Genomic DNA, 24135 nt, shown 5'->3' with positions numbered 1-24135 from the left:
AAAGCGCGCCGCTTGAATCCGTTTCAGCGCGACGCGCCTCAAGGATCGAGGGGGTAAACCGCATCCGCCATCGATGCAAGACGGCGGGCAGAACGACAGCCGCGATTTTCCCGGGTTGACCGCTTTCGTCTAGGTGTGTTGAGATTCAGGTCAGGCCGAGCCGAGAACGGTGGTTTCCGAGAACCGGAGCGGAGCGTACTTGAAGTACGTGAGCACCGGAAGCGCAGGAAACCATCGTTCGCAGGCCGGCATCACCTGAATATCAACGCGAGCCTAGGCCGACGGCGCATCCGGCGTGTTGCTGGCGGCAGAGCTCCCCGCCTCCGCCTGCTCGCGCGCCAGGCGGTCGCGCGCCTGGCTGCGCTCGATCATGCGCGAGGACCAGATGGCGACCTCGTAGAGAATGATGGTCGGGATGGCGAGGCCGCACTGGCTCATCGGATCGGGCGGCGTCAGCACGGCCGCAACGACGAAGGAAAGGACGATCGCCCATTTGCGCTTCTCGGCCAGCGCCTGCGACGACAATATGCCGACGCGGGTCAAAAGGCTGGTCACCACCGGCAGCTGGAACACCAGGCCGAAGGAGAAGATCAGCGTCATGATCAGGCTGAGATATTCCGACACCTTCGGCAGCAGAGAGATCTGCACCTGGTCGTTGGTGCCGGTCTGCTGCATGGCCAGGAAGAACCACATGACCATCGGGGTGAAGAAGAAATAGACAAGCGAGGCGCCCATCAGGAACAGGATGGGCGATGCGATCAGGAACGGCAGGAAGGCGCTGCGCTCGTTCTTGTAGAGGCCGGGCGCGATGAACTTGTAGATCTGCGTGGCGATCAGCGGAAAGGCGATGACCATGCCGCCGAACATGGCGAGCTTCACCTGAGTGAAGAAGAACTCCTGCGGCGCGGTATAGATCAGCTCGACCTTATGCGGGTCGAGCCCTGCCCACTGCGTCGCCCATTTGAAGGGGACGACCAGAAGGTTGAACAGGCGCTTGGCGAAAAAGAAGCAGACGAGAAAGGCGACGAAGAAGCCGCCAAGCGACCAGATCAGGCGGCGGCGCAGCTCGATGAGATGCTCGATCAGCGGCGCGGACGATTTCTCGATTTCTTCCTTTTCCTTGTCCGAAACGCTCACTTGGTCCCGCCCGTCATCTTCTTGCCGTCGGTTGCCTTCTTCGCGGCCAGCTTCTTCGCCGCGGCAGGCGTTGTCTCAGTCTTGGGCGCGACCTTCCTGGCGGGCGTGGCGGCTTTAGCCGCAGCCGGCGAGGATTTGGCCGGCGCTTTCGCTGCCGACGCCTTTGATGCCGCTGCCGTTTTCGCCGCTGCGCCGGCGGTCCTTGCTTTGGCGGTCACCGCCTTTTTCGCCGACTTGGCCGGCACGGCGGTGTCAGAAACCGGTGCGGTGACGGAGGCGTCGGTCATGGCCGGGAAGGCTGGAGCGGCAGAGCTAGCCTCGGGCCCACCGACGCCAGGCAGGTCCGTCGCACCGTTCTTGAGCGGCTCGGCGGCCTGCGGCGTTTCCGCTGCCGGCGCCGCCGGATCGGCGGCCGGCTTGGGCTTCATCATCGTATCGACGCCGGCGCGCACATCGGCCGCGGCCTGCTCGAACGGATTGAGCTGCTTGCGCACCTCGTTCATCGGATTGAGGCCGCGAAGACTATCGATCGAGCTCTTCACATCGTCGAGCTCGGCTTCCTTCAGCGCTTCGTTGAACTGCTTCTGGAAGTCGCCGGCCATGGCGCGCAATTTCGCCGCGGTGCGGCCGAAGGTGCGCAGCATGTTGGGCAAATCTTTCGGCCCGACGACCACGATCATGACGACCGCGATCACCAGCAGCTCGCTCCAACCGACTTCGAACATGACAATCTATTCCGACGGGTGCCTGCCGCCCAAAAATGCGAAGCGGTTTTGGGACAACGGCATGCTCAAAGCAACAACCAAGATCAGCTCTTGCTGACCTTTTCCTTGGCCGGCGAAACAGTCTCGTCAGCGCGATGCTCGACGGTACGCTTGTCGTCGGCGTCGTCGTCGGCCATGCCCTTCTTGAAGCTCTTGATGCCCTTGGCCATGTCGCCCATCAGTTCCGGGATCTTGCCGCGGCCGAACACCAGAAGCACGATGACCAGCACGATCATCCAGTGCCAAATCGAAAATGAACCCATAACAATCTCTCTCGAATGGTTTCCCTCGGCGATGATCTATGCATTTTCGCTCAGGGATTCAAACACAACCGCTACGAAGTTGATAAAATGGCTAGCGGATGTCACGCACTTTCGGCGTGAGCGGCTTGCTACGAATCCGCGCAGCCTCTGCTAATAGACCATTCGCGGCGATTTGATGATCACTCGTCGGTAACGCGCGGCGTCAGCAGCCCGAGCTCCTCGAGGTCGATATCCGTCAGCGCATCCTCGTCTTCGGCGAGCGCGTCCGGGTCGGCCGGCGGAACCGGCATCGAGAAATTCGCCGGCATGCGCGTCGAGAGCAGGCCAGCGCCCTTCAGCTCTTCCATGCCGGGCAGATCGCGGATCTCCTCCAGCGCGAAATGATCGAGGAAAGCGTCGGTGGTGCCGTAGGTCACCGGCCGTCCGGGCGTGCGGCGGCGCCCGCGCATCCTGACCCACTCCGTTTCCAGCAGCGTGTCGAGCGTGCCCTTCGACGTTTCGACGCCCCTGATGTCCTCGATCTCGGCGCGCGTCACCGGCTGGTGATAGGCGATGATCGCCAGCACTTCGAGCGCCGCGCGCGAGAGCTTCCTTTGCTGCACGGAGTCCCGGCTCATCAGGAAAGCCAGGTCGCCCGCGGTACGGAAGGCCCAGGCATCGCCGACCCGTACCAGGTTGACGCCGCGCTTGGCATAGATTTCCTGCAGATCCGCCATTGCGGCGGCAATGTTGACGCCTTCCGGCAGACGCGCGGCAAGCTGCTTTTCGCTGACCGGCTCGGCACTGGCGAATATGATCGCCTCGGCCATGCGCACGGCTTCCGACAATTGCAGCCGCTCGGCGGGGTTTTCGATGGAACCCTGCTCGGCCATCTCGTCTTCCGGTTCGTCCTCGACCTTGAACGGAATGACCGAAGCGTTGGCGCGTTCGCTCATGATACCACCTCGACTGCCCTTACCCCTTGCGCGCGGCCGCGCAGATAGATCGGCGCGAACACCTGATCCTGCCGCACTTCCAATTTGCCCTCGCGCACCATTTCGAGCGTCGCCGCGAAGGAACTGGCCATCGCCGTGCGCTTCTCTTCCGGCGCCGCCAGATATTCGATCAGGAAGCTGTCGAGCGTCGTCCAGTCGCCGACCGAGCCGATCAGCCGCGCCAGCACCTCGCGCGCATCCTTGAGCGACCACACGGCGCGCCGGGCGATCGTCACATTGTTGATCGCCTGCCGCTGGCGCTGCTGCGCATAGGCGGTGAGCAGATCGTAGAGCGAAGCCGAAAAGCTGTTGCGCTTCTCGACAATGACCATTTCCGGCATGCCGCGCGCAAAGACGTCGCGGCCAAGGCGGTTGCGGTTCACCAGCCGCGCCGAGGCGTCGCGCATGGCTTCAAGGCGCTTCAGCCGGAATTGCAGCACGGCCGCCAGTTCCTCGCCGCTTTCGCCCTCCTCGCCCGGCTGTTTCGGGATCAAGAGCTTCGACTTCAGGAACGCCAGCCACGCCGCCATCACCAGATAGTCGGCGGCAAGCTCTAACCTCAGCGCCCGCACTTTTTCGACGAAGGCCAGATATTGCTCCGCGAGCGCCAGGATAGAAATGCGCGCCAGATCGACCTTTTGGTTGCGGGCAAGATGCAAAAGAAGATCGAGCGGGCCTTCGAAACCCGCCACGTCGACGACCAGCGACGGGTCGCCGGTCAGGCGTGAATCGTCGTTCTCGGCCCACAGGCGGTCCATCGGTGCGGCCTTCGCGGCCTTGCCTTCCAATGTCTCCGCCACTTGCCCTTCGTCCTTCGGTTCAGGCCACCGCTTCGAAATAGGTGGCGAATTCTGCGCGTATGGCCGTTTCGTCGGCGACGTCGCGATCCTTTATATAGGTCAGCGCCCGCTCGGCGCGCTGCAAAGACTTGCCTGACAGCGCCGTCGTGCGCGACGCGATCCCCGACATCTCCTCGAAAACGCCGTTGCAGTGAAGGACGAGATCGCAGCCGGCCGCAAGGATCGAGGCCGCCTTTGTCGGGAAATCCCCAGAAAGTGCCTTCATCGACGTGTCGTCGCTCATCAGCAGCCCGTCGAAGCCGATCTCGCCGCGGATCACCTGATCGACGACCTTGGCGGACGTCGTCGCCGGATTGTCGGGGTCGACCGCGCTGTAGACGACATGCGCCGTCATTGCCATCGGCAGCTCGTTCAACGCCTCGAACGGGGCAAAATCATGCCGTCTGAGTTCATCGAGCGGCGTATCGACGGTCGGCAGCGCGAAATGCGTGTCGGCAAAGGCGCGGCCGTGGCCGGGAATATGCTTCATCACCGGCAGCACGCCGCCCGACATCAGCCCCTCGGCCGAGGCCCGGCCAAGCTCGATCGCAGCATTGGGCTCCTTGCCATAGGCGCGCGCGCCGATGACGTCGCTGGCGCCTTCGACGGGCACATCGAGCACCGGCAGGCAGTCGGCGGTGATGCCGAGGCGCGAGAGATCGAAGGCATGCAGCCGCGCCATCAGCCAGGCGGCGCGGCGGCCGACCTCGCGATCGTCGCGCCACAGCGCACCAAGCGCGCCCCCGGACGGGTAGTTTGGCGCCAGCGGCGGGCGCAGGCGCTGCACCCTGCCGCCTTCCTGGTCGATGAAGACCGGAGCCTCCGGGCGACCGACGCAGTCGCGCATCGAGGCGACGAGGTCGCGGATCTGCCCGGCTTCGCCGATGTTGCGCGCAAACAGGATGAAGCCCCAGGGACGTTCGTCCCGATAGAAGCGGATTTCGTCCTCGGTGAGGGATTTCCCGGCGCAGCCGAGGATCATGGATTTTGATTCGCTCATGCCCGGAAGCTTAAGGCTTTGAGCGAGCAAAGGGAATCACCCCTGCCCTCGGACCAGCCAAAGCCCGCAACCGTCCACAACGAAAAGCCGGCGCGGCCTCGCGGCGCCGCCGGCTTTGATAGGCTTGATTTAATCAGCGCGATACGAAGCAGTTGCCGCCGGCCGCCTTGTAGCTGGTGCAGAGGCTGATCGCATCGTTGCGCGACTGGGCCGCAACGCGGACGCGGTAGAAGGTGCCCTTGCCCGCGACCTCGGCCTTGACGATGTTGGCCGTGCGGCCGGACAGCACGCCGCCATAGCGGCGCTGCAGGTCCTGATAGGTCGACTGCGCGCTTTCGACCGTCGGCTGCGAGGCGATCTGCATCGACCACGAGCCGCCGCCGGCGGCCGCCGCCGGATCGATCGAAGCGACCTGGTCCGGCTTGACCTCGCCGACGATATCGACCGGCTGGTCGGACGGACGCGCCGGCGCCACCGGCGCCACTGCCGGCGTGTTGGCCGACTGCGCCTTGGCTTCAGTCTTCTTCGCGGGTTTCACCGGCTTGACGGCCGGCGCATCGGCCTGATCCGTAACGGCCTGGCCCGCGTCGGAAGCCACGGTTCCCGTCTGCTGGCCGTCGGAGGCCGGCGCGACATGTTGCGGCGCCGGATCGTTCGGTTCGGCCGCGGCGACCTTCGGCGCGGCGGCTGGAGCCGGGTCCTCGCGCGGCACCAGCGAGCCGTCGGGTTTCACCATCATCGTCTTCACCTTGCGCGGCGCGACGGCGACGACATCGTTGTTGGCGGTGTTCTCGGCATCCTGCTGCAGCACCTGGGCGATGCGGTCTTCCGACTTCGGCGCCGGTGCCGCCGGCTGCGCGCTTGCGGGCGCGGCAGGTTGCGCGCTTGCGGGCGCGGCAGGTTGCGTGCTTGCGGGCACAGCCGCTTGCTCGACGCCGGGCAATGCTGTGCCTGGATCGCCGGCGGCGTCAGTGCCGGCCGCGGCGCCGTTATCCTTGGGCGAAAGGTCGACCACCCGGCTCTGCGGCGGTTCCTTCGATGCCAGATCCACGGGCTGCTCGGTGGTGTTCACCAGCTTCTGCTGCACCGGCTCGGCCGGCTTGGCCGCGCCGCTGCCCTTGGCGACCGCGTCGTAAACCTTGTTGTCCTGGTTCGGCACCACCGTGCCGCCGGGATTCTCGGGCTTCACCTTGATCGGCGAATTGTCGGCCTTGACGATCACCGGGGCCGCGCCGCCGCCTTTGCCGCCGAAAGAGAAGGCCAGCGCGCCAAGACCGCCGAAGACCACCACTGCGCCGACGAGCGCCGCGATCATCACGCCGCGCCGGCGCGGCTGCGCCGCCTCGCGCTCGGCGAGCCCGGGGATCGCCATCGCTTCTTCGAGCTCGGGATCATAGTCGAGCTCATCGGCGGCGAATTCGTCCGCCTGCGAAACCGGCCGGCTGCCGGGCAAATCATCGGCATCGTAATCATTCGCGGCGGCAAGCGCAGCCGGGGTCACCGGAGCCGCCGGAGCCTCGGCACGCAAGTCGCGACGATCATAGCCACTGAAGCCGGCATTGTAGGATTCGTCGTCATAGCCGCGGCTCTGTGCCGGCGCCGACGCGATCTCCGTCGCGTTCATGTCGGTGAGCAGGCTGGCGAATTCCGCATCGAGATCGTCATATGCGGGTGCCGCCGGCTGGTCCTCTTCGAAGCTGAGCTCCGGAATGTCGAGGTCGTCCGCGAGCGCGACCACGCGCTCCGGCACGTCGACCGTCTCCACGTCGGGCATGTCATCATGCTCGCGGGTTTGCTGCACAGGCGCCTGCGCCGGCTTGGCGTAGGCGGAGTAATCCGTAGCCGGTTCGATGCGGTAGGCCGGCGCCGCCACCTGCATTGGCGCTGAAGGCGCGGCCATCTGCACCGGCGTCGAGGCTGCCGGCTGCGCAGCAGACGAAGCCTGCACCGGCGGAGCGGCGGTCGGGGTCGAGCGACTCCACGACCTTGCCGGCTCGGCGTTCGTCGAATGCAGCCAATCGGACGAATTTGCCTTCGCCCGGGCGGCCTCCTGCTCAGCCTCGATACTCCGGGCGAAAGCGGCGCCGAATTCGTCGTCATCAAAATCGACCGCGGGCTCTGCCTTGGCCGAGGTTGCAAAATCCTGGCGATCGAGCTCGCTGGCGAGCAAGTCGTCCAGGTCGCTTTCAACCGGCTGACCGCCCTGGCCGCTCTGCGACGGCTTCTGCTCGTCGAGATTCCAGTCGAGATCGTCGGCCTCGGCCTTCTCGCTTTCGTAGTTCGCAGGTTGCGCAACCAGCCGCGGCGCGGGAGCAGGCTCCCTGACAGCCGGCATAGGCCGCGCGGTCATGGCGCCAAGCAGCGCATTGAGCTCGTCTTCCAGGCTGCGCTCGCTGGCGGCCGGCTTCACGGGTTCATTGGCCGCGCTCGGCGGAACCGGAGCGGCGACGACGGGAGCCGCCTCGGCGACGGTCGGCTGCAACGCGGCAACAGGCTCGACGGCCGGAGCTTGCGGCTCCTCGTTCAACGCATCGCGAAAGCTCAGCTCGAAATCGTCATCGAGGGTCAGCGCGGCGGCAGGTTCGGGCGCGGCGAGCTCCGGCTCGGCGGCGGCCGTCTCGGCCGGCGCCTCGACAGCCGGCGCAGACTCGTCGTCAAGCGACAGCTCAGGCTCTTGAAGATCCTGACCCTGGCCGAGATCCATGCCCTGGCCGAGATTGATATCGACATCGGTCATCGCCTGATCGAAATGACCGGCAAAATCATCCTCGGAAATCAGCGGGGCGGCTGCGTGAGCTTCGACCGGCTCGGCGGCCTGCGCATGCTGCTCCGGCTCGTGGCTCTCAAACGACAGCTCGTCTTCGAGCGACATCTGGACCGCGTTGTCGAAATCGGCGTCGAACGCCGCCTCGCTTGCGGCCTGCATGGCCTGGACGGCGTCCTGACGCGCGTCAGCCGGCTCTTGATCATCGAGGTTGGCAAGCTCTTGATCGTCGAGTTTGGCAGGCTCGTGATGGTCGAGCTGGAAATCCTGGTCCAGCGAAGCCGCCATTTCCCGGTCGATCGCAAGATCATCTTCGACCGGCGAGACATCGAGCGAACTGGCGACGGCCTTGTCGAAATCGTCGTCGAAAGCGACCTCCGGCTCGGAAGCTTCTTCTGGCACCGGCGCGAAATGCGCCTCAGATGCAAAATGCGCCTCTGGCGCGACTTCCGGTTCGGGAGCCGCCTGCGGCTGCGGCGCAAAATCCGGCTCCGGCGCACGGGCCACAGCGAAGTCGGCATAATCCGCCGCGTCGTCGAATACGAAATCCTGCTCGAAGGAAGCGGTAAGCTCGTCGTCATTCGCGGCGGCGCTGGCAGCCTCGAAGGCCGGCTCTTTGCTGATCTGATGCAGTGCAGCCTGCTGAGCGATCGGCGCGCTTTCCTCGACGGAGTCGAACTCGCCCATCAACTCCTTCTCGAGGTCGATGTCGAAATCGTCAGCCTCCACGGCCTGATTGGCCTTCTCGGCCGCGGGGGCCGGCTGCCGCACTGGCTGGCGCGGATCGAAACCCATGATCCGGGTCAGTTCAGCGAACGGATCATCGTCGGCGATGTCGTTGTGGTCGGCTACTTTCAGCGGGGTTCTGTCTGCCATTATTGTTCCCGAACTCGCACACAGTCGGACGCCATGGACGTCGCGCAGGGTTGGCCCTTACCAGCGCAATGTGGGCAAAAGGTGACAGGTTTTTTAGTTAAACCTAACGCATTTCGATGGGCGCGTCTGCCCCGATAAGCGTCAAGCCGGAAGTCAAAACATCCGAAACAGCCTGCACCAGCCCTAGTCTGGCATAAGTTGATTCTCGGTCGTTAACCTTAACAAAACGTAAGTCTTGGTTGTCGTTGCCGCGATTCCACTGTGCATGGAAGCCGGAAGCCAGATCGTAGAGGTAGAATGCCAGCCGGTGCGGCTCCAGCGAAAGCGCCGCGGATTCGATCAGCCGCGGATATTCGGCCAGCTTCCGGATCAGCGCGATCTCGCCCTCGTCGGCCAGCGCAGCCACCGAGGCCGCGAGTCGGTTGCGATCAAAGTTCGCCTCGCCGAGCTGCTCGCTCGCCTGCCTGAAAACGGAATGGCAGCGCGCCGACGCATACTGCACGTAGAACACCGGATTGTCCTTCGACTGCTCGGTGACCTTGGCGAAGTCGAAATCGAGCGGCGCGTCGTTCTTGCGGTAAAGCATCATGAAGCGGATCGGGTCGCGGCCGACCTCCTCCACGACCTCGCGCAGCGTGATGAAATCGCCGGACCGTTTCGACATGCGGACAGGCTCGCCGTCGCGGAACAGTTTTACGAGCTGGCAAAGCAGCACGGTGAGCTTGACGGCATCGCCGGCAACCGCGCGCGCCAGCGCTTCGAGCCGCTTGACGTAGCCGCCATGGTCGGCGCCGAGCACATAGATCAGGTCGACGAAGCCGCGGTCGACCTTGTCCTTCAGGTAGGCGACGTCGGCGGCGAAATAGGTGAAGGAGCCGTCCGACTTGACCAGCGCCCGGTCCATGTCGTCGCCGACCGCGGTCGAGCGGAACAGCGTCTGCTCGCGGTCTTCCCAGTCGTCCGGCTTCTCGCCCTTGGGCGGCGGCAGCTTGCCTTTGTAGATGTGACCCTTCAGCGTCAGGTCGGCGATCGCCGCCCGGATCTTCTTGGCGTTCTCGGCATGCAGCGTGCGCTCGGAGAAGAACACGTCGTGATGCACGTTGAGCAGCGCCAGATCCTCACGGATCATCGCCATCATCGCGTCGACGGTGCGGTCCTTGACGATCGCCAGCGCTTCCTCTTCCGGCATTTGCAACAGGCCGCGGCCGAATTCCTCGGCCAGCGCCTGGCCGACGGGGACCAGATAGTCGCCCGGATAAAGACCGGGCGGGATCTCGCCGATATCGTCGCCGAGCGCCTCGCGATAGCGCAGCAACGCCGAGCGGCCGAGCACGTCGATCTGCGAGCCGGCGTCGTTGATGACGTATTCCTTGGTCACGTCGTAGCCGGCGAATGCCATCAGATTGGCCAAAGCATCGCCGACCACGGCGCCGCGGCAGTGGCCAACATGCATGGGGCCGGTCGGGTTGGCCGAGACATATTCGACATTGGCCTTGCGGCCGCCGCCGACGGTCGAGCGGCCATAATTGCGCCCCTTGCCGAGCAACGCCGCCAGGTGCGTGTGCCAGAATGCGTCCTTCAGCCTGAGATTGACGAAGCCCGGCCCGGCGATCTCGGCCGAGGCAATATCAGCGTCGCCCCGCAGCGCTTCGGCCAGTTTTTCGGCAAGCGCGCGAGGGTTCTGTCCGGTGGGCTTTGCCAGCACCATCGCCGCATTGGTCGCGAGGTCGCCATGGCTGGCGTCACGCGGCGGCTCGACCGCGATACGCGACAGGTCAGGCGCGGCCCCATCCTTGTCTTTCAGGTCAAGGGCTTCGACGGCTTTTATGATCCGCGCGTTGAAATCGGCGAAAATATTCATCGGAAGTGCTCTGGGCTTTAAGAGGCGACCGGCTCGATGGCCGGCAAAATCGAGGCTCGCCCTAGCTCAAATCGGGCGTATGGTCAAACAGACGCCGATGTTCCTTGAGTGCATAGGTGTCGGTCATGCCGGCCAGGAAGTCGGCGACGCTGCGCGCCTTGATGCGGTCCTCGGCCCGGTCGAGCCCTTCGCGCCAGCCGTCGGGCATGGCGCGCGGATCGGCGAAATAGACGTCGAACAGCTCGCGCACGATCTGTTCGGCATCGGCCCGCACCCGCATAACCTCCGCATGCCGGTAGAGATGCTTGTAGAGAAAGGCCTTCAATTCCTTTTCGGCCGCCGCCATGCTGGCCGAGAAGGTCACCAGGGTCTCGCCGGCCGCTCGCACCGCATCGGCGCTGTCCGGCTTGAGCCGCTCGATATTGGCGATGGTCGATGCGATGACATCCTCGACCATCAGCGTGATCTGCCGGCGCATCAGCTCGTGGCCGGTGCGCACATCGTCGAGCTGAGGATATTTGGCACGCACGCTGTTCAGGATCGAGCCGGGCAGACCGACCTCTCCAAGCATATCCAGCGTCAGCAGGCCGGCGCGCAAGCCGTCGTCGATGTCATGGGCGTTGTAGGCAATGTCGTCGGCGATCGCCGCACACTGCGCCTCGATGCCGGCGAAGCGGTCGAGCTCGAGATCGTGCAGCTCCGAATAGTCGCGGATCGCCTGCGGCACCGGGCCCTTGAGCCCCTTCCCGCTCGCGTCGGTCAGCGGGCCATTGTGCTTGACCAGCCCCTCCAGCGTTTCCCAGGTGAGGTTCAGCCCGTCGAATTCGGCATAGCGCCGCTCGAGCCGCGTCACGATACGCAGCGACTGGGCATTGTGATCGAAGCCGCCCCAGGTCGCCATCTTCTCGTTGAGCGCGTCCTCGCCCGTATGGCCGAAGGGCGTGTGGCCGAAATCATGCACCAGCGCCACGGCTTCGGCGAGATCCTCGTCGCCGCGCAATGCCCGCGCCAGCGCGCGGGCGATCTGGGCCACCTCGATCGAATGCGTCAGCCGCGTGCGGTAGTGATCGCCCTCATGCGCGACGAACACCTGCGTCTTGTGCTTCAGCCGGCGAAAGGCGGTGGAATGGATGATGCGGTCGCGGTCGCGCTGGAACGGTGTGCGGGTCGGGCTTTCCGGCTCGTCGAACAGGCGGCCGCGCGAGCGCGCCGGATCGCTCGCATAGGCCGCGCGCGGCCGGTCGCCGAACCCGATGTCGCCGAGAGCATCCTTGCCCTGCCGCTCGTCCATTGATCCACCAGTTGACTTGGCCCCGCCCGCTTCATACCTATCATGTGAAACCGAAAGCAAGGTGACGCCGATGGGCGCGGATGCCAAGACTGCCATGAAGGTCGAGATGACCGATGCCGCGGCGAAGCGGATCGCCAGGATTGTTTCCGGCGAACCGGGCAAGACGGCGCTGCGCGTTTCCGTCGAAGGCGGCGGCTGCTCCGGCTTTTCCTACAAATTCGATTTGGTAAGCGACCGCAACGATGACGATGTCGCCATCGAGAAGGACGGCGCGACCGTCCTGATCGATGACCTGTCGCTGATCTATATGGGCGGCTCTGTGATCGATTTTGTCGACGATCTGATGGGCCAGTCCTTCCAGATCAGGAACCCGAACGCGGTCGCCTCCTGCGGCTGCGGCACGAGCTTTTCCATATAGTCCGATGCCTGCCATCGGCGCGGTCCGTCAGGTCGCGCTCTCGGCTGGCCGCGATTTCGATGCGACGCTTGCTTTCTGGCGCGACGTGCTTGGTCTGAACGTGCACGCTCGCTACGACCCGCCCGGTATTGCCTTCATTATGGCCGGTGACGTGCGCCTCCTCTTCACCGACGGCGTTCCGGCCGGCACCGTCTATTTCGACATCGCCGGCCTCGAAGCCTTCCACGCCGAGGCGAAAGCCGCGGGCATTCCCTTCACCGCGCCGCCGACGCTCGTCCACCGCGACACCGAGGGGCGGTTCGGCCCGGCGGGGGAAAGCGAATGGATGGCCTTCCTAAAGGACCCCGCAGGCAATACGATCGGCCTCGTCGAACGCCTGCCGCCCGAAGAGCATTGAGGTCCTGATGAAGATCGTCACCTGGAACATCAACGGCGTTCGCGCCCGCATCGGCAATCTCACCCACTGGCTGACCGAAAGCGCGCCGGACATCGTGTGCCTGCAGGAGATCAAGACTGTCGACGACCAGTTCCCGCGCGCCGAGATCGAGGCGCTGGGCTACAATGTCGAGACCAACGGCCAGAAGAGTTTTAACGGCGTCGCTCTCCTGTCGAAGCTACCCTTCGACGAGGTCAATCGCGGCCTGCCCGGCGACGATGCGGATGACCATGCCCGCTTTATCGAAGGCGTTTTTTCCACCGACCAGGGCGCCTTGCGCGTCGCTTCGCTCTATCTGCCGAACGGCAATCCGGTCGACGATGAACGGAAGTTTTCCTACAAGCTCGCCTGGATGGCGCGGCTGGAGCGTTGGGCGCAGGAGCGGCTGCGGCTCGAGGAAGCGCTGGTGCTGGCTGGCGACTACAACGTCATTCCCGAACCCGCCGATGCTCGGTTTCCCGAAAATTGGCTGGGCGACGCGCTGTTCCAGCCGCAGACGAGGCAGGCCTTTCGCCGGCTGAAGAATCTCGGCTTCACCGAAGCTGTGCGCGCCGTGACCGACTCGGCCGGCGTCTACACCTTCTGGGATTATCAGGCCGGCGCCTGGCAGAAGAACAACGGCATCCGCATCGACCACCTGCTGCTCTCGCCCGAAGCCGCCAACCGCTTCTCGTCGGCCTCGGTGGAAAAGCACGTCCGCGCCTGGGAAAAGCCGTCCGACCACGTGCCGGTCGCCATCGACCTCAGCCTGCAGCCCGCCTGAGACGTTGCCAGGCACCCTGACCCAGTATCGCCACAAATCCCGTCTTTGATGCGGCTTGCTGTGGGGGTTGAATGGCGATCCGATTTCTTTTCTGGCCAGCCGGCCTTGCCTTGGCGCTTGCCGCGCCGGCGCCGTTGCTGGCGGCGCCAACCTGTCTTGCCAACGGCAAATCCTTCAACGTCGGCGAGACAGCGTGCCTGACGCTGGCCGGCGAGAGTTACCTCGCCCGCTGCGACATGGTTCTCAACAACACGTCCTGGACCAGGATCAAGGACGAATGTCCGGGCGAAGCGCCAAAGCCGCACCCGACATCGCTTTCGACCCCGACGCCCCGCCAGACGCCGACGGAGCCGACCGAGAACTGAGGCCTCGTTGATCTCCCCACCATCCAGGTTACGCTATGCACACATCTTCTGAGACTGGCGCGACTGATCAGGCCGAGGCTTGATTGCCAGGTGGTTCCCCCAATCCGTCGCTGCTTCGCAGCGCCACCTTTCCCCCCTCCGGAGGGAAAGGAAGGGAGCCTTGCCGGACGAGCGTTGACGACAAAAAGCTTGGCGCCTTGCTCTACCCCGTCGATCGGGGGAGAGGTGTCTCGGCGAAGCCGAGACGGAGTGGGGGGTCGACCAGCGCTACATTAGCCAATGCATGCGCAAGCTGCCATGCACGCTATCGCCAACCTGCGCTTACTGGTCGCCGTTGTTGCCCTTGGTCAGGATATCGTCGGCGAGCGAGATCGCGGTCCGGCGATCGGCCTCGCCGGCCGCGGCGAAAGCCTCTTCCTGCATGTTGCGGATCCAGGGCTGGTCGGCCGCCGGAGCCCGCGCCAGCGCCGCGGTCATCATCGCCAGGCCGCGCACGACCTTGCCGCTCTGGAACAGTAGATTGCCGAGCGTCGCCTGCGCGCCGGCATGGCCCTTCTCGGCCGCGAGCTGCAGCCAGCGGCCTGCCTGCTTGACGCTGGCCTTCACGCCACCCTCGCCCTTGAGGAACATTTGGCCGATCTCGAACTGGGCGTTTGGATTGCGGTAGTTAGCGGCGGCGCGCATGTAATATTCCTGCGCCGCGACGTCGTTTTCCTCGACCGGGGTGCCGGGAATGCCCTTGCGAAGATAGTCGCCGAGCGCCACCAGCGCGTCCGACACATAGCTTTCTTCCGGCGAGCCGGGCTCGACATCCTGATCGACGATTTCCGAGAAGAACTTGAAAGCGGCGTAATCGTCGCGCGTCACGCCGTCGCCTTCGGCATACATGCGCGCAAGCTTCCAGGTGGCGCCGATCTGGCCGTTCTCGGCGGCGTATTTATAGGCTTCGACCGCCTGATCCTTATGGCCGCTCTTGTAGGCGGAGAACCCGAACTGGAACACCGCCCAGGGGCTCGACTGCGGCTTCACGCCGGTCTTGTCGTCGAACACCTTGTCGTCGAAGGCCATGGCCTGCCCGACGGCGCCCAAGGTCGCCAGAGCGACCAGTGCCGAAAAGACAGACGACCTCAACACCTCAGATGTCCGCATAGCAGTGCGTTTCTTTGGCGGCGCCCGGATGGGTCACCGCGCCGTCGCGGGCCGACCCGACGGCCTGCGCATATTTCCAGATCGCGCCGGACTGATAGTCGGTCTTGCGCGCCTTCCAACTCTTTGCCCGGGTCGCCAGTTCGGCGTCCGACAGGGCCACCTCGATCGTGCCTTTCACGGCGTCGATCGAGATCACGTCGCCATCCCGGATCAGCCCGATCGGCCCGCCGACCGCCGCCTCGGGCCCGACATGGCCGATGCAGAAGCCGCGCGTGGCGCCGGAGAAGCGCCCGTCGGTGATCAGCGCCACCTTGCCGCCCATGCCCTGGCCGTAGAGCGCCGCCGTCGTCGACAGCATCTCGCGCATGCCCGGACCGCCGCGCGGCCCCTCGTAGCGGATGACGAGAACCTCGCCTTCCCGGTAGTTGCGCTGCGTGACCGCCTCGAAGCACTCTTCTTCCGAATCGAAGCAGCGCGCCGGACCGGAGAATTTCAGTTCCGACATGCCCGCGACCTTCACGATCGCGCCTTCGGGGGCAAGGTTGCCCTTCAAGCCCACAACGCCGCCTGTCTTGGTGATTGGCCGATTGGCGGGACGCACAACATCCTGGCTTTCATTCCAGGAAACGTGCTCCATATTTTCGGCCAAAGTGCGGCCAGTGACCGTCAAGCAGTCGCCATGCAGATAGCCGTGGTCGAGCAGCGTCTTCATCAGAAGCGGAATGCCGCCGGCCTCGAACATATCCTTGGCGACATATTTGCCGCCCGGCTTGAGGTCGGCGATATAGGGCGTCTTCTCGAAGATCGCCGCCACGTCGAACAGGTCGAACTTGATGCCGGCCTCATGCGCGATCGCCGGCAGGTGCAGCGCCGCGTTGGTCGAGCCGCCGGTGGCCGACACCACGGTCGCCGCGTTCTCCAGCGCCTTGCGCGTGACGATGTCGCGCGGCCGGATGTTCCTGGCTATCAGTTCCATGACCTTTTCGCCCGAGGCGAAATTGAAGCGGTCGCGCATCTCGTATGGGGCCGGCGCGCCGCAGGAATAGGGCAGCGCCAGGCCGATGGCTTCAGCAACGGTCGCCATGGTGTTGGCGGTGAACTGGGCGCCGCAGGAACCGGCCGAAGGACAGGCCGCCTGCTCGATCTCGAGTAATTCGGCGTCGCTGATCGATCCGACCGAATGCTGGCCGACCGCCTCGAACACGTCCTGCACGGTGATCTGCCGGCCGCGATAGCTGCCGGGCAGGATCGAGCCGCCATAGATGAAGATCGACGGCACGTTGAGGCGCACCATCGCCATCATCATGCCGGGCAGCGACTTGTCGCAGCCGGCGAGCCCGACCAGCGCATCGTAGCAATGGCCACGCATGGTGAGCTCGACCGAATCGGCGATGACCTCGCGCGACACCAGCGACGACTTCATGCCCTGGTGGCCCATGGCGATGCCGTCGGTGACAGTGATGGTGCAGAACTCGCGCGGCGTGCCGTTGGCGGCCGCAACGCCCTTCTTCACCACCTGCGCCTGGCGCATCAGCGAGATGTTGCAGGGGGCAGCCTCGTTCCAGCAACTGGCGACGCCGACCAAAGGCTGCGCGATCTCGGCCGCCGACAGGCCCATGGCATAAAGATACGAACGATGCGGCGCCCGCGCCGGACCTTCGGTCACGTAGCGGCTGGGCAGCTTGGCCTTGGAGATTGCCTTGGCGTCCATCATCGTCCTTGCCGCACACCCCGCGGCCGGTCCCATCGCCGCGCCAACCTGGCACGCATCCCGGGACATATCTCGGGTGCTCCGGGTTTATGGCGGGAAATGGGCAGTTCCCTTGGCAAGTCTTTTAGCGCGGGGGTTGTTCATAAACTGTTGCCAAAACGTCACAATCGTATCGGGCGCCGGATGCGCGGCGAATCTGCGATAGCGGGTCAAAGGACCAGGTGGATCGCCTGCCGGACAACAAAAAAAGGCCGGGCATTGCCCGGCCTTTTTTGTTGAATTTTCAGAATCTTAGAACTTGATCTTAAGTCCGCCCGAAACTGCCGTAACCAGATCGTTGCCGAAGTCGTAGCTGGCATCGGTACCTGCCACATAGCCGTCCTTGTCAGTCAGGGTGCCAGAATGGCCACTCGTCAACACGCCGATCGCGCCGGCCAGGCGAAATTCGATGTTCGGGCGCGGTGTATAGGCAACGCCGCCGCCGAGCGTCCATGTGTCGCTCTGCGAACCGTAACCATGCGAGGTGCCACGATCCCAGGTGAGCTGACCGGCAGCACTCCACTGATCGTTGAACTTGTGGCCAATACCGCCGCTAACCGTCCAGCCGTCCTGATACATCAAATCCAACGAGGTCCACCTGACCGGTATCGGAGAGGTCGTTGTACAAGCGGCAATGCCTTTCGAGGCCTGCGAGCAGATCGGAATGCTCTGCAGAATGCTCCAGTTGACCCACTTAACTGAGCCGAACGCAAGCCAGCCGGGAGCTATACCCGACTGGACCTTCAATTCGACAGAATCCGGCATCGAAGCTTCACCGTAGATCGGAATAACCGGACCGCCGACATGGGTTAAGTCAAGGGTACCCGCAATGTTGTCCAGCTTCACTTGGGAATTGTAGACGAGGCTGGCGCGCAATGCGATCTCAGGAATTTCATAGGCCAGCCCAGCGCGCCAGCCCCAACCACTGCTGGACAAGTCTACGCGGCCAGTGCCGGAGAAATTCGGGAAGAGCGGTGATACAAGGTCTTCCTTGAAGCCATAGACTTCCTGATAAAATACGCCGCCAATGAAGCGAACCTGGCCCTTGCCAGCATCCATCTTATAGGAACAGGTGGTAGCGTAGTTGTCGCTGTTGATTTTAGTTTCCATGTTGGATTGCGCGCCGACCCACTGGCCAGGGGCCGTATGCGCGCCCCAAGGTTGCGAGTAGTCGAACATACAGTCGATTCCAGGCACGACTTGGGCCTTAACGCCGATGCGAGGCACCCAGTAGTTCTCGCTGTCTTTGGCACTAGTGGAGCCCACGACGGTGCCGTTGAACGGATCCGTATCCTTCGCGTTCTTGAGTTTGCGGTCCGGCATCACATACGTTGCTTCCGCTTCCGTGGCGAACGGCGCCGGATCGAAAAGCAAGTCGATGTCATAGCCGCCGCGCTCGATACCGCCGGCATGCGCGGGATGCATCGCGGCGCCGATCAAAGCGATCGAAAAGCACCCTGCCCCCAGCAGCGCTTTGACTCGCAAAGTGTTCATGGAAATCCCTCCCCAAAATACAAGTGGCTCAAGCTAGAACCAATTCGGGTTAACGACGCAACAACGATTTCAGGAGCTGTACATGTACATCTTGACAGCACCTATTTTTGCCATGGTCATCGACGCCGCAATCGGCGCCTAAATCGCGCGAGCCGGTGTCAAAGGATCGAAAAAATCCAACGAAACTGCCCAAAACAGGGCAAAAACGGCCGGTTTTGAGGCTGACCGGCCCCATTGTTACATTATGGCAACAATGGGGCGCAAACTTTCCGTTTACGTCAAAATTAACGTAGCGGCAGCCGCATTTTCGAGGCAGCTAACGTACCGGAAAGCGCCTTTAGAGTGAGGGCGAATCTTGCCGTTCAGCCGGCGTCGCGGACCCTGGTCAAAGCCACCGAAAGCTTCTCCTGCGCCTCGCGATATTCGGCGAGTTTCTCGCGCTCTGCCTCGACCACTTCTTCCGGCGCGTTGGCGACGAATTTCTCGTTCGAAAGCTTCTTGTGCAGGCGGGCGATCTCCTCGGTCACCTTGGCCAGTTCCTTCTGCAGCCGCGCGGCCTCGGCCTGGAGGTCGATCAGGCTGCCGAGCGGCAGGCTCACCGTCGCCTCGTTGAGCACGATCTGCGCCGAACCTTGCGGCGGCGCATCGGCGAGCGCGATATCGCCGACACGCGCCAGCCGCTTGATCGCCTGCGCGTGGCGCTCCAGCCGCTCCTGCGTCAGCGTGTTGGCGCCGATCACCGTCAGCGGCGCGATTGCCGCCGGCGGCACATTCATCTCCGAGCGCACTGAGCGGACGCCCGAGACGAGATCGACCAGCCAGTTGATGTCGGCGGCGGCCTCCTCATCCTCGAAGTCGGGCGACGGCCATGCGGCGTGGCAAAGCAGCGACGAGCGCTCCTTGCCCTCGCCCGCGGTCTGCGCCCACAACTCCTCGGTCATGAACGGCATCATCGGATGCAGGAGCTTGTAGATTTCGTCCAGCACGAAGGCGACGCAGGCCCGGCTCTCGGCCTTGGCGGCCTCGTCCGTGCCTATGAAAACCGGCTTCAATAGTTCCAGGTACCAGTCGCAGAACAGGTTCCAGACGAAACGGTAGGCAGCACCCGCCGCTTCGTTGAAACGATAGCTGGTGATGCCTTCGGTGACCGCGCGCGCCGCCCGCGTCAGCTCGGTCAGGATCCAGCGGTTGACCGGCAGCTTGGCGTCGTTCAGCCAGAACTCGTCGTTGCGCGCGACGTCGTTCATCTCGGCAAAGCGCGTCGCGTTCCACAGCTTGGTGCCGAAATTGCGGTAGCCGGCGATGCGCGCCGGATCGAGCTTCACGTCGCGGCCTTGCGCCGCCATGACCGTCAGCGTGAAGCGCAGCGCATCGGCGCCGTATTCCTCGATCAGGTCGAGCGGATCGATGACGTTGCCTTTCGACTTCGACATCTTCTGCCCGTTCTTGTCGCGCACCAGCGCGTGTACATAGACGGTGTGGAACGGCTCCTCGTCCATGAAGTGCAGGCCCATCATCATCATGCGGGCGACCCAGAAGAAGATGATGTCGAAGCCGGTCACCAGCACGTCGGTCTGGTAATAGGTCTTGAGCTCCGGCGTCTGGTCGGGCCAGCCGAGCGTCGAGAACGGCCACAGCGCCGACGAGAACCAGGTGTCGAGCACGTCCTCGTCGCGGGTCAGGATCTCGCCGGGCTGGAAGTTCTCGAGCTTATCCTCGACCCAGGCCTTCCACGGCCCTTCCAGCGCGAGGTAATACTCAATGGCGGCAGCGAGCGCCTCTTCCTCGGTCTTCTCGACGAAGACGCGCCCGTCCGGTCCGTACCAGGCCGGGATCTGGTGACCCCACCAGAGCTGGCGCGAGATGCACCAGGGCTGGATGTTCTCCATCCAGTCGAAATAGGTCTTTTCCCAATTCTTCGGCACGAAGTTGGTTCGGCCCTCGCGCACCGAAGCGATCGCCGGCTTGGCGAGCTCGGCGGCGTTCACATACCACTGGTCGGTCAGGAACGGCTCGATCGGCACGCCGCCGCGGTCGCCATGCGGCACGGTATGACGATGGGCCTCGATCTTGTCGAGGAAGCCGCCGGCCTCCATCAGCTCGACGATCTTCTTGCGGGCCGTGAAGCGGTCGAGCCCATCCAGCTCGTCCCATACCGCCTGGCGCTCCGGCGTGACCTCTAGGCCGGCCAGGAAGTCCTCATTGTCCTTCAGCTTGATGGCCGCTTCGACCGTCAGGATGTTGATCGCGGGCAATTTGTGGCGCTTGCCGACCTCGAAGTCGTTGAAGTCATGCGCCGGCGTGATCTTGACCGCGCCGGAGCCTTTTTCCGGATCGGAATACTCGTCGGCGACGATCGGTATCTTGCGGCCGACGATCGGCAGCACGACGTTGCGGCCGACCAGACCGGAGAAGCGCTCGTCATCGGGATGCACGGCCACGGCCGTGTCGCCGAGCATCGTCTCGGGACGCGTCGTGGCGACCGTGATGAAGGTCTTCGGGTTCTCAGGGTCGAACGCCTCGCCGTCGATCGGATAGCGGAAGTGCCAGAGATTGCCGTTCACCTCGTGCTGCTCGACCTCGAGGTCGGAAATGGCGGTGAGCAGCTTCGGATCCCAGTTCACAAGGCGCTTGTCCTTGTAGATAAGGCCTTCCTTGTAGAGGGTGACGAAGACTTCGAGCACGGCCTTGGACAGGCCTTCGTCCATGGTGAAGCGTTCGCGCGACCAGTCGGCCGAGGCGCCGAGCCGCTTCAGCTGGTTGAAGATCGCGCCGCCGGATTCGGCCTTCCACTCCCAGACCTTCTCGATGAACTCTTCGCGCGTCAAATCGCGGCGGTGGATCTGCTTTTCCATGAGCTGACGCTCGACCACCATCTGCGTGGCGATGCCGGCGTGATCCATGCCGGGCTGCCAGAGCACGTTCTTGCCGCGCATGCGCTCGAAGCGCACCAGAATGTCCTGCAGCGTGTTGTTGAGCGCATGGCCCATATGCAGCGAGCCGGTGACGTTCGGCGGCGGGATGACGATAGTGAAGGCTTCGGCCCCTTCCTCCGCGCCGGCGCCGGCCCGGAAGGCGTCTGCCTCTTCCCAGATTTTGGCGATCTTCGGCTCGACGGCTTTGGCGTCGTAGGTCTTATCAAGCATGGAGGAGGTCCGAACTGTCGGGAACAAGCGTCCGGTGTAAATCGGAAGGTCTTGGCCGAGTCAACCGCGAGCGCAGCGATCGCTTCCACAGATAGGTCTGCCGCGGCCAGCGGCAATGCCGGCTAAGCCAGGACAGACGCGTTCATCCAGGCACCTTAAACAAAAGCGCCGCCCCAAGGCGGCGCTTGTCAGCCTGCATGTAGGTGCGGTTACTGCGCCCCGCGCGCCACGCGCTCGATCTCCTCGCGCACCAGCCTTTCGACCAGCGTCGGCAGGTTGTTGTCGAGCCAATCCTGCAGCATCGGCCGCAGCATCTCCTCGGCCATCTCGTCGAAGCTTTTCTTGCCGCGGCTGGCAAAAGCATCGGAAAGCTCGCCAAAGGCCGCGGCGACCTGCCGGCCCGTATGCTCGGAAAGGATCGCGGGCCGGGCCGGCTGCGCCTCCGGTTCGGAGGCCCGGGACGCGCCTACAGGCGCGGAATCTTCGAACGCCGGCTCTTCCTTCTCGACCTCGGCCTTCGGCGCGGCTTCCGGGGGCCGGATGGCCGGTCTAGCGGTGACCGTGCTGCCGCCGACCGCCGCTATTTCGCGCCGCCAGTCGGCGACAATGGTCTCGGCCGTCTGCGGCGCATTTGCCGCGGCTGGCTTGCCTGCGGCCGCTTGCGCGCCCGGCGCAGTGCTCTCAAGCTCAACTGTCGGCGCAGCCGTAGGCGCAGTCTTCACCGGCTCGGCGCGGGCGGCGCGCGGCAGCACTGGGTCGGTCGCCGCAAGCTGGGCCTGGACCTCGGCCAGCGTCGGCGGCTTGCGGACGTCGGCATGCAATTCGGAACGAAAGGCATCAACCTCGACAGCCGGCGCGCCAGCCGCGGCCGGCTCGAGATCCTGGCGCAGCTCGCCGGCCTCGGCCGGTTGCTTGCGCCCGGTGTCGCTGTCTTCGATGATCCTTCGGATGGAAGCCAGTATCTCTTCCATGGAAGGTTCGCGCTGCGCGCTGCTTGCCGTCGCCATCGTCACATCCGCCGCCCTAGTGACCTGTCCAAGAACTTGACCTGTTCCAGAACCGACCGTTCAAGAACTTGACCCGCCCAAGAATTCCGTCCTGCCCGGGCCGGAATTCGAATCAATGGAAACAGCGTAACCGACCGATCGTCATCCGAGAATCCCCAATCTGGGGACACGTTGGATTTCAACAGATTAGGCGGCACGCAGCGGAATGAGTCTCCCGGAAAGACAAACGCCGCGCGTCCATCGGACACGCGGCGCTCGCAGGAAGCATGCTGTCGGCAATCAGCGCCCGTCGGGCGTGCGCAGTCCGATCCACTTGTCCTTGACGGCGTTGTAGTGCTCTTCCGGCCGGTATTTGGCGACTGCCAGGCCAAGACGGTCGACCGACAGCCGGCCCATCGCCGACAGGATGGCATAGCTCGCCACCACCACGTCGCGCTCGGAACTGGCCTGGTTGATCTTGGCAGTGATGACCGCGTTCTGCGCGTTCAAGACGTCCAGCGTCGTGCGCTGGCCGACATTGCGCTCCTCGATGACGCCGTTGAGCGCCAGTTGCGCGGCATCGATCACCTGCCTGTTGGCATCCACGCTCTGGCGCGCGGCGACATATTGCGTCCAGGCCGAGACCACGGCCTGGCGCACCTGGTCGCGGCTGACATCGACCTGGATGCGCGCCTCGCCCAGTGATTCCTTGCTCTGCCGCACCAGCGCCGAGGTCCGGCCACCCGAATAGATCGGAATGGTGAGCGAAGCGCCGATATTGGCCGATGTCGAACTACCGTTAGGACTGGTGATGGAACTGGGAACGGTGTGGGTGTAGTTGTCCGAAACGCCGGCGGAAGCCGTAAGCTGCGGCAGCAGCGCGCCTTCCGACGACTTCACCGCAAAGGCCGCGGCATCGACGAGATGCTGTGTTGCAAGAATGGCGGGATGTTCGGCGGAAGCGATAGCCAAGGCGGAATCGACGCTACCCGGCAACAGCTTGCCAAGCGGCGAGGCTGCCTTGAGCTTGCCCGGCTCGTCGCCGACGATCTGGTGATACGTGGCGGCGCTCGCCAGCGCCGTCGCGCGGGCGGCGCTCAGCTGCGCCACGGCCGTCGCGCGCGAGGCATCGGCCTGGGCCACGTCGGTGCGGGTGCCCTCGCCGACCTCGAAGCGCGAGCGGGCGGCGCGCGCCTGCTCGGTCAGGAACTGCAGGTTTTGCTCGGTCAACGCCGCGACCTGGCGGTCGCGAATCACGTCCATATAGGCGCTCGCCGCATTGAACAGGATATTCTCTTCGGTGTTGCGCAGGCTTTCGACCGAGGCCTTCACCTGCGATTCGGCGGCGGCGACATTGTTCTTGGTCTGAAACCCGTCGAACAGCGTCTGGTTGATCTGCACTCCGAAGCTGCCCGTCGTTAATCTCCGGCTGGTGCCAAAGCCATGTATGTTGGTGTAGTCGATGTTAGCCGAACCGGTGACGGTCGGGCGCCAGCCCGACTTGGCGATGGCCACGCCCTCATCGGTGACGCGAACCTCGGCGCGGGCCGCGTTGAGCTGCGAATTGTACTGATAGGCTTTGGCGAGCGCGCCCGTGATGGTTTCGGCGGAGGCGGCCAGCGGCGAAAGCGCGGTGGCCGAAACAAGGATAGCTACTAAAATACTCTTGCGTAGAGGCGGCACGTTATATCCCTCATTCGTTTTGCATGGGAACCACGCCACGCCAACCTACCCTTACGGATCGGCCAGCGCCGCGTTGTTTATCGTTCCCCCGCTGACGGCCTCCCAAAAACACCCGGTTAACCAAATCAGCAACGATTGTCAGGCTCAAGCGATCATGACAGCGCCTTCGCTGCAAG

General features: G+C 64.1%; 19 protein-coding genes. 4 read left to right on the top strand and 15 right to left on the bottom strand.

Features of this window, described 5'->3' with window-relative positions:
- Positions 1-273: 273 nt before the first annotated feature.
- From tatC to LB535_RS07855, 9 genes are all read right to left on the bottom strand, one after another.
- Positions 274-1137: a twin-arginine translocase subunit TatC gene (gene tatC, locus LB535_RS07900; RefSeq protein ID WP_140546602.1), complete on the bottom strand. Its 864-nt coding sequence runs from the start codon at positions 1135-1137 to the stop codon at positions 274-276.
- On the bottom strand, positions 1134-1862 hold the full coding sequence (tatB, locus tag LB535_RS07895; protein WP_224631794.1) for a Sec-independent protein translocase protein TatB: 729 nt from the start codon (positions 1860-1862) through the stop codon (positions 1134-1136). Before tatB ends, tatC begins: the two co-directional genes overlap by 4 nt.
- An 83-nt stretch (positions 1863-1945) precedes the next feature.
- Positions 1946-2164 (bottom strand): twin-arginine translocase TatA/TatE family subunit, encoded by a 219-nt coding sequence (locus LB535_RS07890; protein WP_027167260.1) that lies wholly within the window; start codon positions 2162-2164, stop codon positions 1946-1948.
- Positions 2165-2343: 179 nt separating this feature from the next.
- Positions 2344-3099, bottom strand: a complete 756-nt coding sequence (gene scpB, locus LB535_RS07885) for an SMC-Scp complex subunit ScpB (protein ID WP_095765016.1) — start codon at positions 3097-3099, stop codon at positions 2344-2346.
- A complete protein-coding gene (locus LB535_RS07880; protein WP_095765568.1) occupies positions 3096-3896 on the bottom strand; it encodes a segregation and condensation protein A in 801 nt (266 codons plus the stop codon). The genes scpB and LB535_RS07880 overlap by 4 nt, the downstream gene beginning before the upstream one ends.
- Positions 3897-3957: 61 nt before the next feature.
- The gene (gene nagZ, locus LB535_RS07875) at positions 3958-4977 is read right to left on the bottom strand and encodes a beta-N-acetylhexosaminidase (RefSeq protein WP_224631793.1); all 1020 of its coding nucleotides are present in this window, start codon (positions 4975-4977) and stop codon (positions 3958-3960) included.
- 133 nt (positions 4978-5110) lie between these two features.
- The gene (locus LB535_RS07870) at positions 5111-8617 is read right to left on the bottom strand and encodes an SPOR domain-containing protein (protein ID WP_411969543.1); all 3507 of its coding nucleotides are present in this window, start codon (positions 8615-8617) and stop codon (positions 5111-5113) included.
- A gap of 103 nt (positions 8618-8720) precedes the next feature.
- Complete coding sequence (argS, locus tag LB535_RS07860) at positions 8721-10478, bottom strand: arginine--tRNA ligase (RefSeq protein WP_224631790.1); 1758 nt, start codon at positions 10476-10478, stop codon at positions 8721-8723.
- A gap of 61 nt (positions 10479-10539) precedes the next feature.
- Positions 10540-11769, bottom strand: coding sequence for a deoxyguanosinetriphosphate triphosphohydrolase (locus LB535_RS07855; protein WP_224631789.1), 1230 nt, complete (start codon positions 11767-11769; stop codon positions 10540-10542).
- A 70-nt stretch (positions 11770-11839) separates the two neighbouring features.
- Between LB535_RS07855 and erpA the strand changes: the two genes are divergently transcribed.
- The 4 genes from erpA to LB535_RS07835 all read left to right on the top strand — a co-directional run bounded on the left by erpA (position 11840) and on the right by LB535_RS07835 (position 13751).
- Positions 11840-12187, top strand: a complete 348-nt coding sequence (erpA, locus tag LB535_RS07850) for an iron-sulfur cluster insertion protein ErpA (RefSeq protein WP_224631788.1) — start codon at positions 11840-11842, stop codon at positions 12185-12187.
- A 4-nt stretch (positions 12188-12191) separates the two neighbouring features.
- Entirely contained in the window at positions 12192-12584 is a 393-nt protein-coding gene (locus LB535_RS07845) for a VOC family protein (protein ID WP_224631787.1), read from the top strand.
- A gap of 7 nt (positions 12585-12591) precedes the next feature.
- A complete protein-coding gene (gene xth / locus LB535_RS07840) occupies positions 12592-13386 on the top strand; it encodes an exodeoxyribonuclease III (protein ID WP_095765010.1) in 795 nt (264 codons plus the stop codon).
- Positions 13387-13457: 71 nt separating this feature from the next.
- A complete protein-coding gene (locus LB535_RS07835; protein ID WP_224631786.1) occupies positions 13458-13751 on the top strand; it encodes a hypothetical protein in 294 nt (97 codons plus the stop codon).
- 321 nt (positions 13752-14072) lie between these two features.
- On the opposite strand, the gene LB535_RS07830 is transcribed toward LB535_RS07835, so the two are convergent.
- The 6 genes from LB535_RS07830 to LB535_RS07805 form a co-directional block, all read right to left on the bottom strand.
- Complete coding sequence (locus LB535_RS07830) at positions 14073-14900, bottom strand: tetratricopeptide repeat protein (protein WP_095765008.1); 828 nt, start codon at positions 14898-14900, stop codon at positions 14073-14075.
- Positions 14887-16611 (bottom strand): dihydroxy-acid dehydratase, encoded by a 1725-nt coding sequence (ilvD, locus tag LB535_RS07825; RefSeq protein ID WP_224601726.1) that lies wholly within the window; start codon positions 16609-16611, stop codon positions 14887-14889. Before ilvD ends, LB535_RS07830 begins: the two co-directional genes overlap by 14 nt.
- Positions 16612-16902: 291 nt before the next feature.
- Positions 16903-18144, bottom strand: a complete 1242-nt coding sequence (locus LB535_RS07820; protein ID WP_224625929.1) for an OmpP1/FadL family transporter — start codon at positions 18142-18144, stop codon at positions 16903-16905.
- Positions 18145-18506: 362 nt separating this feature from the next.
- Positions 18507-21290 (bottom strand): valine--tRNA ligase, encoded by a 2784-nt coding sequence (locus LB535_RS07815; RefSeq protein WP_224631785.1) that lies wholly within the window; start codon positions 21288-21290, stop codon positions 18507-18509.
- Between the two features lie 209 nt (positions 21291-21499).
- Positions 21500-22297 (bottom strand): PopZ family protein, encoded by a 798-nt coding sequence (locus tag LB535_RS07810; protein ID WP_224625931.1) that lies wholly within the window; start codon positions 22295-22297, stop codon positions 21500-21502.
- Between the two features lie 279 nt (positions 22298-22576).
- Positions 22577-23959 (bottom strand): TolC family outer membrane protein, encoded by a 1383-nt coding sequence (locus LB535_RS07805; RefSeq protein ID WP_224631784.1) that lies wholly within the window; start codon positions 23957-23959, stop codon positions 22577-22579.
- Positions 23960-24135 lie beyond the last annotated feature (176 nt).

This window comes from Mesorhizobium sp. CA10 (assembly GCF_020165285.1).
GTDB lineage: Bacteria > Pseudomonadota > Alphaproteobacteria > Rhizobiales > Rhizobiaceae > Mesorhizobium.
The sequence above is the reverse complement of the archived record's forward strand: the minus strand, read 5'-3'. Positions and strand labels throughout refer to the sequence as shown.